General features: G+C 71.9%; 10 protein-coding genes and 1 pseudogene. 3 read left to right on the top strand and 8 right to left on the bottom strand.

Annotation, left to right across the window (positions count from 1 at the left end):
• Nucleotides 1-38 precede the first annotated feature (38 nt).
• Complete coding sequence (locus tag ABZV38_RS15025) at nucleotides 39-2,621, bottom strand: bifunctional FO biosynthesis protein CofGH (RefSeq protein ID WP_356327234.1); 2,583 nt, start codon at nucleotides 2,619-2,621, stop codon at nucleotides 39-41.
• 266 nt (nucleotides 2,622-2,887) lie between these two features.
• Here ABZV38_RS15025 and ABZV38_RS15020 point away from each other — a divergent pair, with 266 nt between their 5' ends.
• On the top strand, nucleotides 2,888-4,480 hold the full coding sequence (locus tag ABZV38_RS15020; RefSeq protein WP_356327233.1) for a phosphodiester glycosidase family protein: 1,593 nt from the start codon (nucleotides 2,888-2,890) through the stop codon (nucleotides 4,478-4,480).
• 173 nt (nucleotides 4,481-4,653) lie between these two features.
• Here ABZV38_RS15020 and ABZV38_RS15015 read toward each other — a convergent pair whose 3' ends face one another.
• From ABZV38_RS15015 to ABZV38_RS14995, 5 genes are all read right to left on the bottom strand, one after another.
• On the bottom strand, nucleotides 4,654-5,007 hold the full coding sequence (locus tag ABZV38_RS15015; protein WP_356327232.1) for a metalloregulator ArsR/SmtB family transcription factor: 354 nt from the start codon (nucleotides 5,005-5,007) through the stop codon (nucleotides 4,654-4,656).
• A complete protein-coding gene (locus ABZV38_RS15010; protein WP_356327230.1) occupies nucleotides 5,004-5,450 on the bottom strand; it encodes an SRPBCC domain-containing protein in 447 nt (148 codons plus the stop codon). The genes ABZV38_RS15015 and ABZV38_RS15010 overlap by 4 nt, the downstream gene beginning before the upstream one ends.
• A 258-nt stretch (nucleotides 5,451-5,708) precedes the next feature.
• Nucleotides 5,709-6,008 (bottom strand): hypothetical protein, encoded by a 300-nt coding sequence (locus ABZV38_RS15005; RefSeq protein WP_356327229.1) that lies wholly within the window; start codon nucleotides 6,006-6,008, stop codon nucleotides 5,709-5,711.
• A 117-nt stretch (nucleotides 6,009-6,125) separates the two neighbouring features.
• Nucleotides 6,126-6,560 carry a GNAT family N-acetyltransferase gene (locus ABZV38_RS15000; RefSeq protein ID WP_356327228.1) on the bottom strand — a complete coding sequence of 145 codons (435 nt, stop codon included), beginning with the start codon at nucleotides 6,558-6,560 and terminating at the stop codon, nucleotides 6,126-6,128.
• Between the two features lie 19 nt (nucleotides 6,561-6,579).
• Entirely contained in the window at nucleotides 6,580-7,425 is an 846-nt protein-coding gene (locus ABZV38_RS14995) for an LLM class F420-dependent oxidoreductase (RefSeq protein WP_356327227.1), read from the bottom strand.
• A gap of 181 nt (nucleotides 7,426-7,606) precedes the next feature.
• Here ABZV38_RS14995 and ABZV38_RS14990 point away from each other — a divergent pair, with 181 nt between their 5' ends.
• A complete protein-coding gene (locus ABZV38_RS14990; RefSeq protein ID WP_356327226.1) occupies nucleotides 7,607-9,154 on the top strand; it encodes a CehA/McbA family metallohydrolase in 1,548 nt (515 codons plus the stop codon).
• Here the strand turns inward: ABZV38_RS14990 and ABZV38_RS14985 are convergent.
• On the bottom strand, nucleotides 9,151-11,817 hold the full coding sequence (locus ABZV38_RS14985) for a GNAT family N-acetyltransferase (protein WP_356327225.1): 2,667 nt from the start codon (nucleotides 11,815-11,817) through the stop codon (nucleotides 9,151-9,153). The two genes, ABZV38_RS14990 and ABZV38_RS14985, sit on opposite strands and share 4 nt — an antisense overlap.
• Before the next feature lie 94 nt (nucleotides 11,818-11,911).
• Here ABZV38_RS14985 and ABZV38_RS14980 point away from each other — a divergent pair, with 94 nt between their 5' ends.
• Nucleotides 11,912-12,643, top strand: coding sequence for a siderophore-interacting protein (locus ABZV38_RS14980; protein ID WP_356327224.1), 732 nt, complete (start codon nucleotides 11,912-11,914; stop codon nucleotides 12,641-12,643).
• A 41-nt stretch (nucleotides 12,644-12,684) separates the two neighbouring features.
• Here ABZV38_RS14980 and ABZV38_RS14975 read toward each other — a convergent pair.
• Nucleotides 12,685-13,026: pseudogene (locus ABZV38_RS14975) on the bottom strand (amino acid transporter); the annotation flags it as partial.
• Nucleotides 13,027-13,041: the final 15 nt, after the last annotated feature.

The following is a 13,041-nucleotide window of genomic DNA, read 5'->3' as shown; positions in this document are numbered from 1 at the left end:
GTCTCGCTCGCAACGTGCTCGCGCAGCGGAACCACGGATCAGTCCGACAGGACCGGCAGCAGTTCCGGCAGGTGCCCGTCCGAGGCGGCGGCGGCCGTCACCCGCTCCTGCGGCACTTCCCCGTACTGCGTCGTACGCGGCTTCGCCGGCCGGCCCGCCAGCTCCGCGATGGCGACCAGATCCTGGACCGACCGGTACGAGCCGTAACTCGACCCCGCCATCCGGGAGATGGTCTCCTCCATCAGCGTGCCGCCCAGGTCGTTCGCGCCCGAGCGCAGCATTTCGGCCGCGCCCTCCGTACCGAGCTTGACCCAGCTGGTCTGGATGTTGGTGATGTGCGGGTGCAGGAGGAGCCGGGCCATGGCGGTGACGGCCCGGTTGTCACGGTCGGTCGGGCCCGGCCGGGCGATACCCGCGAGGTAGACGGGGGCGTTGGTGTGGATGAACGGCAGTGTCACGAACTCCGTGAAACCACCGGTCTCCTGCTGGAGGCGGGCCAGGGTCCTCAGATGGCCGAGCCAGTGGCGGGGCTGGTCGACGTGGCCGTACATCATCGTCGACGACGATCGCAGCCCCACCTCGTGGGCGGTCCTGATGACGTCGAGCCAGGTGGCCGTCGGCAGTTTCCCCTTGGTGAGGACCCAGCGGACCTCGTCGTCGAGGATTTCGGCGGCGGTGCCGGGGATGGAGTCGAGCCCGGCCTCCTTGGCGGCGGTCAGCCAGTCGCGGATGGACATCCCGGTGCGGGTGGCGCCGTTGACGACCTCCATCGGCGAGAAGGCGTGCACATGCATGCCGGGCACGCGTTCCTTCACCGCGCGTGCGATGTCGAAGTACGCGGTGCCGGGCAGGTCCGGGTGGATACCGCCCTGCATGCACACCTCGACGGCGCCGACGTCCCACGCCTGTGCGGCCCGGTCGGCGACCTGGTCCAGCGACAGGGTGTACGCGTCGGCGTCCGTGCGCCGCTGGGCGAAGGCGCAGAAGCGGCAGCCGGTGTAGCAGACGTTGGTGAAGTTGATGTTCCGCGTGACGATGTAGGTGACGTCGTCACCGACCACGTCCCGCCGCAGCTCGTCGGCGATCCGGCACAGCGCGTCGAGAGCCGGCCCGTCGGCGTGGAGCAGGGCGAGTGCCTCGTCGTCGGTGAGCTTCGTCGGATCGTCGGCGGCAGTGGCCAGCGCGGACTTCGCATCCGTGTCGATGCGGGACGGGACCATGCCGGGGGCGGCCGCTTCGCGCAGTGCCTCCCAGTCCCCGTACACCTCGTCGAAGTCGTCGCGGCGGTCGCCGGTGCGGCCCTCGGTGTCGATGGTGCGGTGCAGGTCGGTGCGGCCGGAGGGGCTGAAACCCTCGTCAGGCTCCTGCCAGGGCAACCCGACCGGGATGGCCCCTTCCTTCGCGAGACCCGTCTCCGGGTCGGCGAGCGCCCGGACGTGCGGGAGGAGGCGGGGGTCGAGCCACGGCTCGCCGCGCTGGATGAACTCCGGGTAGATGGTGAGTCGTTCGCGCAGGGAGAAGCCCGACTCGGCGGTTTTCGCGGCGAGTTCGTCGATGTGCGGCCAGGGCCGTTCGGGGTTCACATGGTCCGGAGTGAGCGGCGAGACACCGCCCCAGTCGTCGATCCCGGCGCCGATGAGCAGCGCGTACTCGGCGTCGACGAGGTTCGGCGGGGCCTGGATGCGGGCGGACGGGCCGAGGATGTGGCGGGCCACGGCGATGGCCGCGGCCAGCTCCTCCAGTTCGGCGTCCGGCATCCCGCGCATCGCCGTGTCGGGCTTGGCGCGGAAGTTCTGGACGATGACCTCCTGGATGCCGTGGTAGGCGCGGGCGGTCTTGCGGAGCTCGAAGAGGGAGTCGGCGCGCTCCTCGTACGACTCACCGATCCCGATCAGGATCCCGGTGGTGAACGGGACGTTGGAACGGCCCGCGTCCTCCAGCACCCGCAGTCGCACCGCGGGCTCCTTGTCCGGGGAGCCGTGGTGCGGGCCGCCCGGCTCGGACCACAGGCGGGTGGCCGTCGTCTCCAGCATCATGCCCATGGAGGGGGCGACGGGCTTGAGCCGCTGCAGATCGGTCCAGGTCAGCACGCCGGGGTTGAGGTGCGGGAGGAGTCCGGTCTCCTCCAGGACCCGGATCGCCATGGCCCGTACGTACGCCAGGGTGTCGTCGTAACCCTCGGCCTCCAGCCACTCCCGCGCCTCCGGCCAGCGGTCCTCGGGCCGGTCGCCGAGCGTGAACAGCGCTTCCTTGCAGCCCATCGCGGCGCCCTTGCGGGCGATGTCCAGCACCTCGTCGGGCGACAGGAACATCCCGTGCCCGGCCTTGCGGAGCTTGCCGGGGACAGTGACGAAGGTGCAGTAGTGGCACTTGTCGCGGCACAGCCGGGTCAGCGGGATGAAGACCTTGCGCGAGTACGTGATGACGCCCGGCCGGCCCGCGGCTTCGAGGCCCGCGTCCCGCACCCGGGCGGCGGACGCGGCGAGGTCCGTCAGCTCGTCGCCGCGCGCCTGGAGCAGGACGGCGGCCTCGGTCACATCGAGAGCGACACCGTCACGGGCCCGCTTGAGAGCGCGCCGCATGGAGTTGGTGGTCGGGCGTCCGCGCTGAAGATCGGTCATGAACCGAGCATACGAGCGATGCGGGCGAGCGGGACGGACGCCTGCGGGGCGGCCGGTACCCCTGCCCCGCGTGCCGGCCGCTCCCGTCCGGCGCGGCCGGCACCCGTCCGGCGCGGCGGGCGACCGAGGACAGGACCGTTGCCGGAACCGTCGCGGACCGGACCGGACCCGGCTCGAAGCGCATCCGATCCCGGAAAGGGCTTACAGGCCATGGGATCCCGTGTTTAGGTGAGGCCGCCATCACCGGATCAAGGACGAGGTGTCATATGCGGTTCGGACCCAGGAAGTTCGCAGTCGTAGCAGCGATAGCCCTCGTGGCCGGGACCGTCGGCGGGCCGACGGCGGCCGCCGATCGGGACCACGGGCTGCCGCTCGGCCCGCGCGGCCTTCCCGAGACGCGTACTGTCGAAGCGCTCCAGCCCGGCGTCACCCTGACCACGATCGTTCGCGGCGAGTCCGATCCGGCCGACGGCTGGACCGTCGAGGTCGCCGTCCCCGGCGGCGGCAACGACCCCGACCCCGACGCGCCGCCCACCGCCGTCGCCGACCGGGCGCATGCCGACGCTCTCGCCGGCGCCCTGTCCGGCAAGGGATTCGCCGCTCGCGTCGAGGAGGTCACGACCCCTGCCGTGGCCGACTTCGCCGGCGGCAGCCTCGGCTTCCGGGTGCGGATCGGGCTCGACGCCGACAAGGCGGCCGCCAACACCCTCCTCGCGCGGGTACGGGCCGCGGGTTTCACCGCCTCCGCCGTCTTCACCGGGTGGGACGGCGCCTCGACCGACCGCGGTCCGTGGCGCGTTCAGGTACTCACCATCGACCCCAGGAAGTTCCGCGGCGACCTCGTCGGCGACTTCGGGCCGGACATCGAGCGGCGCGAGACCACCAGCGTGCTCGCCCGGGCCCGGAACGCGACTGCGGGAGTCAACGCCGGGTTCTTCGTGCTCGACCCCGCCGCCGGCGCGCCCGGCGACCCCGCAGGTCTGGGTGTCTACGACGGAAGGCTGCTGAGCGAGTCCACCAACGGCCGGCCGGTGTTCACGTTCACCGCCGACGCGCAGCACGCGGGCGTCGACCGGTACAGCTGGACCGGCAAGGTCAGCAGGGGCGGCACCACGCTGACGCTCGACGGAATCAACCGCGTCCCTGGCCTCATCCGCAACTGCGGCGGCACCCACGACGACCGGCCCACCAGCCACCCGCTCCACGACACGACCTGTACGGACACCGACGAACTCGTCGCCTTCACCGCGGACTACGGCACCGACACCCCGTCCGGCCCCGGCGTGGAAGCCGTCCTCGACCGGCAGGGCCGGGTGACCGAGGTCCGCGAGCCCCGCGGCGGCGCGCTCCCCGCCGGCGCCCGCTCGGTCCAGGGCACCGGCACCGAGGCCGCCGCCCTGCGCACGATGGCTGTGCCGGGCGCCCGCCTCGCCGTCAGCGGCCACCTGACCGACCAGCGGGGGCGACCGGCCCGCGTCCCGCAGATGGCCGTCAACGGCGGCCCAGAACTCGTCCGCGACGGCCGTCCCCATGTGACGCCGCAGGCCGACGGCATGGTCCGGCCCGGCGACCCGAGCTTCTACTACGGCTGGGCGGCCAAGCGGAACCCGCGCACGATCGCCGGCGTGGACGGGCACGGCCGGATCATGCTGGCCACGGTCGACGGCCGCGCGGTCGACAGCCTCGGTCTGTCCATCGCGGAGAGCGCCGCGGTGGCCGACTCCCTCGGCATGGAGAGCGCCGTCAACCTGGACGGCGGCGGCTCGACGACGATGGTCGTCGACGACAAGATGATCAACCACCCGTCCGACGCGGCGGGCGAGCGCCCGGTCGGCGACGCGATCCTGGTGCTGCCCTGACCCAGCGGCGGCCGGCGGCCCCGTCACGCGTGACCGCCGCCCCCCATCCGCCGTGACCGGCGCCGATCCGGCCCGTCCGGCGTTCGAGGACGGAAACCGTGGCCCGGGCATCCGGCCCCCTGTCGGGGCCGGTGCCCCCCTCCAGCCCGTCCGGCGCACGCCGCGCCGTCGTACTAGCGCGAGTCCCGCTCCGCCGCCTCGGCGACGCGCTTGATGTGCGCCAAGCGCCGATCCCAGTCGGCCGCGAGCGCGGCCATCCACCGCGCCGTCGCGTCCAGCGCCGCGGGCCGCACCGCGTACCGCACCTCGCGCCCGACCCGTCTGCCGGAAACCAGTCCGGCGGCGTCCAGGACGGCGAGGTGCTTGACCACCGCCTGCCGTGAGACGGGCACTCGTTCGGCGAGCGTCGTCGCGCTGACCTCACCCTGCGCGGCGAGCAGATCGAGCAGCTGACGTCGCATCGGGTCCGCCAGCGCGCCGAGAACGCTGTCGACCGCTTCGCCGAGGCTGCGGCGTTCGTCCGTCACACGGATGACTGTTCGGCACGCGTCTTGAGCGCGTCGAACACCTGTGGCCAGCCGCCGCTGTTGTCCTTCACTGCCTGGCTGCGCAGCTCCTCGGACCCGGCCAGCGCCTCGAAACCGCTCTCGACGACGCGGAGCCTGGTCCGGTCGCCTTCCGGGGTCAATGTGAACTCCACGAGGGTGCTGTTGTCCTCGCGCAGCTCTTCCCCGGGGAACGCGCTGGCCCAGCGGTACGCCACGTACGTCTGCGGCTCGACCTTCTCCACGCGCACCGGGAAGTCGCCGTACTCGGCGTTCTTCGCCAGTACCGACTCGCCTTCTTCGGCCACGGTGCCGCGGAGGCTCGCCGGGTCCGCCACCCAGAACCCGGGTTCGGTCACCAGCGACCAGACCCGTTCCAGGGGTGCCGCGATCAGGGTTTCGCGCTCGATCCGTTGTTCGCTCATGAGGGGACTCCTTCATTGCCGCCATTGAATGCAACCCCAGAGTTGCACATCGAGTCCCCGGCCGCAACCCGAGGGTTGCATTGAGGTCGAGTGCCGCTCCCGGGCGGCAACCTGCTCCCTGCCGAAAGCCATGGGATCCAGGCTCCCGACACCGTGGACGGACGCGGGTCCGGTCTCACCGGCCTGACATGAAGGGGCGCCCCACCATCGATGGGGCGCCCCTTCTGCATACGTACCGCTACCGCTTCCCCTGCCCGGTCAGCGGGCGACCGCCTTGGTAGCGCTGCTCCAGGTGGACAGGGACGGATAGATCGAGCAGACCTGCTTGCCGTGGTCGTCCAGGACGGAGAACTCGGCGGTGGACGTGGTGCCGGGCGCCGCCTGGAGCTGCAGGTTCTCCTGCGCTGTGGTCGTCGGCCGGGATGCAGCAGCGACAACAGGACCGTCAGCGTGAGCATCAACGCGGTGTACGCCGCGGTTCTCGCGGCGTACACCGGTGGTGAGGCATTCCGTTCCCCCCGGAGCGGTGAGATGACATGCGCACTTCGGGCCCCTCAACGGCAGCGGGGCGCGCGGCTAATCGACGCGGTGATCGCACAGATACTCACAGGAGGCGCACATAGATGCGAGCGTGACTGATCGGTCGCGGTGGCGGGGAAGGGCGGTCGCGGCGCCCTACTCCATCGGGAACCGGTAGACCCTCGACCCCCTGGCCCGGAAGCCGAGGCGTTCATACAGCCGGTTCGCCGCCTCGCGGTCCGGGCGGGACGTCAGGTCGACGGTCCGGGCGCCCGCTTCCCGTGCGAGGTCCAGGGCTCTTTGGGTCAGCGTGGCCGCAACGCCCTTGCCCCGGGCCGAGACATCCACGACGACGTCCTCGATGCGTGCCCGGACCCCGGTGAGAACGGGGAACAGCAACAGGGTCAGCGTCCCGACGATCTCACCCCCGTCCCGAGCCACCAGCACGGTGTTCGTCTCGCACCGCACCACACGGTCGATCGCTTCGAGGTCCAGGAGGCCGGCTGCCGACGACAGTTGGGGCAGCAACCGCCCGAAGGCGTCGACGACTTCCGGACTCGCTGCGCGGACGATCTCCACCTCGACGCTCATGCCGGGGAGCCTACCGAGGTCACAGATACTGCGCGTAGTCGTCCAGCGTGCGCAGTACCTCCGCCTCCTCCGCCGGGGGCAGCTGCAGCACGATCTCCTCGATGCCCAGCTCCGCGTAGTGCGCCAGCTTCCCCGCGCTCGGCAGCACCGCGTACGGCACCACCTGGAGCTGCTCCGGGTCGCGGCCCGCCGACTCCCAGGCAGCGCGCAGCACGGGCACCGACTCCGTGAGCCCCCGGCCGCCGATCGGGAGCCAGCCGTCCGCGTACTCCGCGATGTGGGCGAACAGCTTGGGGCCGGCCGCGCCGCCGATCAGGGTGCGCGGGCCGGACACCGGGCCGCGCGGCTTCTGGACCGGCTTCGGGTACGCATGGCTGGCCCGGACCGAGCCGAACTCACCCTCGTGCCCCGTGGGTTCGTCCGCCCACAGCGCGCGCATCAGCGCCATCCGGTCGCGGCCCAGCTCCCGCCGTGTCGACCAGGTCACCCCGTGGTCCGCGGCCTCCTCGACGTTCCACCCGAAGCCGAGGCCGAGCGTGAACCGGCCGCCGGAGAGATGGTCGAGCGTGGCGATCTGCTTCGCCAGGTCGATCGGGTCGTGCTGGGCGATCAGCGTGATGCCGGTGCCGAGCGCGAGGCTCTCCGTGACCGCGGCGGCCTGCCCGAGGGCAACGAACGGGTCGAGGGTGCGGCCGTACTCGGGCGGGAGTTCGCCGCCCGCCGGGTAGGGGGTGTCCCTGGTCACCGGGATGTGGGTGTGTTCGGGCAGATAGAGCCCGGCGAATCCGCGCTGTTCGAGTTCGCGCGCGAGCCGTACCGGCGTGATCGTCCCGTCGGTGAGGAAAATCGTTGTGGCGATCCGCATGCGAGGGCACCTCCGTCGTCGTCTGGCCCCAACCTATGCGGTGCCGGTCAGGACGCCCAGGGCTTCTCGGGCCGCGGTTCCTGTCCGTGACTCTTCTTCCGTTTGCCGTGAGTTCGTGGCCCCATAGCAGGGTTCGAGTCCGTCACCCTCGTCACTCACGACACCCTGGGGAGCCACTCGTATGACCGGATCGCACACCCAGCAGAACGGCCCGCTCGGCAGGCGCGGCCTTCTCGTCGGGACCGCCGCCACCGCCCTAACGTTGTCCACCGTGAGCTTCGCGAACGCCGCGCCCGGCAAGGACAACGGCAAGGGCGGCGGCACGGACCAGGCCGGCCTGACGAAGACCGTGCGCGGCACCCTGCCGCCCGGGTCGCCCGACTTCGTCCATCTGCCGGTCGAAGTACCTCGCGGGGTACGGGAGATCGCCGTCTCGTACACGTACGAGAAGAAGCCCGTCCCGGCCGGCACCCAGGGCAACGCCCTCGACATCGGCATCTTCGACGAGCGCGGCGCGGAGCTGGGCGGGCGCGGATTCCGCGGCTGGTCCGGTGGGGCGCGTGCCGACTTCTTCATCCGGGCGGACGAGGCGACACCCGGCTATGTCGCGGGTCCGGTACGGGCCGGCACCTGGAACATCGCACTGGGCCCGTACACCGTCGCACCCGAAGGCCTCCCGTACGAGGTGACGATCACCCTTCGCTTCGGCGAGCCCGGCACCACACCGACGCCGGTGTACCCGCCCGAGCGCGCCAAGGGCCGGGGGCGCGCCTGGTACCGCGGCGACTGCCATCTGCACTCCGTCCACTCGGACGGCAAGCGCACCCCCGCCGAGATCGCCACCGCCGCTCGCGCCGCCGGGCTCGACTTCATCAACAGCAGCGAGCACAACACCCACAGCGCGCACAGCGCGTGGCAGGGGCTGTGGGGCGACGACCTGCTCATCCTGACGGGTGAGGAGATCACCACCCGCAACGGTCATGTGATCGCGCTCTCCACCGACCCGGGCACCTTCGTCGACTGGCGCTACCGGGCCCGCGACAACCGCTTCGGGCACTACGCGAAGGCCGTCCGCCGGGCGGGCGGTCTGGTGGTCCCCGCTCATCCGCACGCCACCTGCATCGGCTGCCACTGGAAGTTCGGCTTCGGCGAGGCGGACGCGGTGGAGGTGTGGAACGGGCCGTACACCCCGGAGGACGAGATGGCGCTCGCCGAGTGGGACAACTCCCTCGTCGCGGCCGTCCGCGCGTCGAAGCCGTGGATCCCGGCGATGGGCAACAGCGACGCGCACCGCGAGCCGGACAAGGTGGGGCTGCCGCAGACCGTCGTCCTCGCCGAGGAGCTCTCGCGCGACGCGATCGTGGCGGGCATCCGGGCCGGGCACGCGTACATCGCCGAGTCGTCCGCCGTCACCCTCTCCTTCGGCGTCTCGGGCGGGCGGGGCGGGCACGCGGGAATCGGTGAGCGGCTGCGGGCCGACGCGGACAGCCCGGTCACGGTACGGCTGGAGGTGACCGGGGCGCCCGGCTGCACCGCCCACTTCGTCACGGACCAGGGCACGCTGTTCACCGCCGCGCTGCCGGAGTCGGGCTCGGGCACGGTGGAGTGGCGTACGACCGCGGCGTACGCCACCTATGTCCGCGCCGAGGTCCGCCACCCGCCGACCGTGCCGGGACTGCCGGGGGCACTGGCGGCGCTCACCAACCCGGTGTTCCTGGACCTTCTTTAGGCGCGGTGTGCGGCGGCCCGGCTCAGGAACGCGAGCCGGGCCCGCTTCTCCGGCTTGTCGATCTCCGGGCCCAGCTCGAACCCGGCCCGGACCATCCGGGCGACCGCCTTCGCGTTGCGGGCATCGGGCTCGACGACGATCCGCAGACAGGCGGGGTCGCTGAAGACGTAGTCGATGAATACGGAGAGCAGCGCACCGGTGAAGCCCGGTACCGGTTCGGCGGTGCCGACGGGCCCGATCAGCAGGTGGACTCCGCGGTCGCCGGGCTGTACGTCGTAGCACTCGCCGAGCGGGTCGGCGTCCGGCTCGTACATCTGGAAGAGCGCGACCGGAACACCACCGCGGTACGCGAGGTAGGCATGGTGCGTGGTGAGCGTGTCCAGGAACTCATAGGTCTCCAGAACCTGTTCACGGCTGTACTCGCCCATGCCCCAGAAGCGGGCGCGGTCCTCGGTGACCCAGGCGTGGATCACGTCGAGGTCGCGCGCCGGGTCGACGGGGGCGAGGCACACCGTACCGAAGCTGTCGACCTCCCGTTCGTACACGGCGGACTCGGCGCTTGTCCCGGCACTTGTCCCGGCGCTCACGTCAGGGCTCTCCTCTTCTCGGTGCAGCAGATTCCAGTCTGTGACGACGGGGACGAGCTCCCCCCGTACCCACAGCGGCAGTTGATCGCGGTGGTGCGCGCCCCCCGGAACCCCGGACGCCCCGAACGGAACCACCCAGAGGCTGTCCTCGCGCCGCGCCAGGTCCCATGCGTAGCGGGCGGCGGGGCCGCGGGCGCTGCGGTCGGTGACGCCGGGGACGCTGGACGTGGACAGCACGCAGTCGTGGTCGCCCGCGAGCCCCGGCCGGCTCTCGTCGGAGTCGGCGCCGGGCAGCGCCCACCAGGGCGAGAGCCGGTGCAACTCGCCCCAGGGACTGGTCACTTCGATGCCCGCCACGCGCTCCATCGCGCCCGCCACCACAGCCACCCGGTCCGCGTGCGTCAGCGGTCCGTCCTCCCCCGTCAGCAGGCCCTCCAGCGCGTACGCGATCCTCGGCACCGTCGCCAGCCACGGGCGGAACAGTTCCGGGTACGGATCCGAGTGCGCCGAGCCGCTCAGCGGAGCGAGCGCCGGGTGGGCCGCCAGTCGGTGCACGACCTCGGCGCGCAGCGCCGCGTACAGCGTGGCGTCCGTGCTGTCGGCGTCCATCCGCCGGTCCCAGCGCAGCAGCCGGTCGCGCTGCCGTGCGGCCTCCGGGCTGTCGACCGCCACCTCTTCCAGCAGCCTCAGCAAGGCTCCGGCGGAGGCGAGATGGGTGTCCATGTGGACGGCCGCCATGTCCTGGGCGGTCCAGTGGGCGCACTTGTCGAGCAGTTCCTGTATCCGGTCGGCGCGGTGCGGGGGAGCGAACTCGACACCGAGCGGGGCGGCGATCCCCCGCTGGTTGGCCATCACCGTCGTGCCGTGGACGTCCGTGCACGGCATCGGTGCGCGGCGGGCCTGCCAGGCGTACGCGGCGTCCCAGGCGGGCACGGTGCGCAGCCGGTTCGCGTGCGGGCGCAGGGGTACGTGTCCGGCGACCCGGTGCAGCGTCGCGCCTGCCGTGTCCGCCGCCAGGACCACATTGACGGGCTCCACCCAGCCGTCCAGGGCGGCATCGAGGTCGGCGACCGTGCGGGCGCGGAGCAGTGCGGGCAGGGCGTCGAAGCCGAGTTCGCCGGTGACGCGGGGCGGGTGGCGGAGGCTGACGGCTTCCTCGCCGGTGTCCGGACCGCCGATGATCACCGGCCCGCGGCCGGTCTCGACGACCTCGACGGTCACGGGATCGGCGCCTGCCACCTCGATGGTCTCGGTGTGGGCGGCGACCGGTTCCCAGCCGTGCGGACCGAGCGCCTCCACCCCGCCGGCCGGCGTACGCCGCAGCCGTTCCCGGTAGAGGTCCTGGTAGTCGGCCATGGCATTGGTGATCGCCCAGGCGACCTGCCCGGTGTGCCCGAAGTGTGCGATGCCGGGCACACCGGGGACGGCGAGGCCCACCACGTCGAACTCGGGGCAGGCGAGCCGGATCTGCTGGTAGACGCCGGGGTCCTCGATGAACCGGTGCGGGTCGCCGGCGATGACCGGCGCCCCGGTGGCGGTGCGCTCGGAGGTGACGAGCCAGCCGTTGCTGCCGGAGGTACCGGGGCCGTCGGTGGCGAAGAGTTCGATCGCGTCCTCGCCCAGTCGGCGGGCGACCTCCTCGCGCCAGAGTTTGGTGGGGAAGCCCGCGAAAAGGATGTGGGTGGAGAGCCAGACGCCCAGCGGGGTCCACGGCTGCCAGGCGCCAGGGGCGAGTCCGGCGGCGGCGAACTCGGGTGCTCCTCCCGCCCCTTCGCCCAGTCCCGCGTTGACGCCGTCGACGTATGCACGCACCCAGTCGGCGGTCTCCGGAGCGAGGCGCTCGAAGCAGCGGCGGGCGGTGTCGTCCAGCCGGGCCCGGCGGGCGAACCGGTCCCACTCCACGGCCTCCGCACCGAGGAAGGCGGCCGTGGTGCCCTGAACCCGGTGCCGTTCGACCTCGATCTGCCAGGCGCGGTCCAGGGCGGCGTTGCGCCCCTGGGCATGGGCGAGTTCGCGGGCACCGGCCGCTCGCAGATGGGGTATGCCCCAGTCGTCCCGGTAGACCTCGTTGCGCATGCCGTTCCCGCCCTCGCTCGACTCCTCGCCCCCGAAATTTAGGTTAGCCTAACCTAAAAGCGATCTGAGATGGTTCTCTGGGGAGGAGACAGCTGTGGGACATGGCTGGGAGGGCGTCGTCCTCAAGCTGATGCGCGGGAGGGACTTCGAGTTCACCGTGACCGGGGCCGAACAGGTCACCGACGACTTCCGCCGGGTGCATCTGACCGACGGCGGGCTGCTCGCCGCGACCGGCGGCGCGCACCCCACGATGTGGGTCAGGATCTGGTTCGAGCGGGCGGGCAAGCCGCACCAGCGCGCCTACACCCTGGTCGACCCGGACCCGGCCGCCGGGACGTTCAGTCTCGAATTCGCCCTGCACGACGGCACCGCGAGCGACTGGGCGCGCAAGGCACAGCCCGGCGACACGATCGAGGCGACGCTCCAGGGCACCGGCTTCACCCTGCCCGAGCCGCGGCCCGCCCGGCTCTTCGTGATCGGCGACCCGGCCTCGCTGCCCGCGATCAACTCCCTGCTGGACGCGGTTCCGCGGACCCCGGCGACGATCTGGTTCGAGACGACGCACGCCTCCGACGAGGAACTGCCGTTCCGGCTGGACCCGGACTGCCACACCCTGCACAGGGTCCCGCGCCGCGACGCGGGCGCCCACCTGGTCGACCAGGTGAAGACCGCTCTGCCCGCGCTGCTGGGCGACCCGTCCCAGGCATACGTCTGGATCGCGTGCGACACGGCGACGACGCGCTCCCTGGCCACGTACGTACGCAAGGAACTGGCCGTCGCCAAGGAGCGGGTGAACGCGCTGGGCTACTGGCGCACGGCTGCCTGAGAACTGTCCGCACCGCGCCGCATACGCCCGCGGGCAGCCGCTCAGTCCTCGGCGACCAGCGCCGGAGTCTCCTTCGTCAGCACCTCGCCGCGGAAGAACGAAGGACTCCTGCGCTGCATCACCAGCATCAGGAGCACGCCGAGCAGCAGAAGCCCGACACCGGTCACGAACACCGAACCGACGCCGAGGACCGACGAGCCGGAGCCGTAGGCCGGGTCCCACATGTCGTAGAGGGTCTTGGAGAAGACCGCGGTGAGCAGGATGCCGCCGACGACCGGGAAGTGGTCCTTGAAGACCAGGCCGCGGGTGGAGCGGGTGAGTTCGGCGCGGAAGTACCAGGCGCAGGCGAAGGCCGTCAGCGCGTAGTCGAAGCAGATCATGAGGCATGCCGGGTCGAT

This window comes from Streptomyces sp. NPDC005181 (assembly GCF_040608395.1).
Classification (GTDB): domain Bacteria; phylum Actinomycetota; class Actinomycetes; order Streptomycetales; family Streptomycetaceae; genus Streptomyces.
The sequence above is the reverse complement of the archived record's forward strand: the minus strand, read 5'-3'. Positions and strand labels throughout refer to the sequence as shown.

What these genes read in the sequence shown, in the direction of transcription:
- ABZV38_RS15025 (WP_356327234.1), bottom strand. Translation starts at nt 2,621, where the DNA reads ATGACCGATCTTCAGCGCGGACGCCCGACCACCAACTCCATGCGGCGC.
- ABZV38_RS15020 (WP_356327233.1), top strand. Translation starts at nt 2,888, where the DNA reads ATGCGGTTCGGACCCAGGAAGTTCGCAGTCGTAGCAGCGATAGCCCTC.
- ABZV38_RS15010 (WP_356327230.1), bottom strand. Translation starts at nt 5,450, where the DNA reads ATGAGCGAACAACGGATCGAGCGCGAAACCCTGATCGCGGCACCCCTG.
- ABZV38_RS15000 (WP_356327228.1), bottom strand. Translation starts at nt 6,560, where the DNA reads ATGAGCGTCGAGGTGGAGATCGTCCGCGCAGCGAGTCCGGAAGTCGTC.
- ABZV38_RS14995 (WP_356327227.1), bottom strand. Translation starts at nt 7,425, where the DNA reads ATGCGGATCGCCACAACGATTTTCCTCACCGACGGGACGATCACGCCG.
- ABZV38_RS14990 (WP_356327226.1), top strand. Translation starts at nt 7,607, where the DNA reads ATGACCGGATCGCACACCCAGCAGAACGGCCCGCTCGGCAGGCGCGGC.
- ABZV38_RS14985 (WP_356327225.1), bottom strand. Translation starts at nt 11,817, where the DNA reads ATGCGCAACGAGGTCTACCGGGACGACTGGGGCATACCCCATCTGCGA.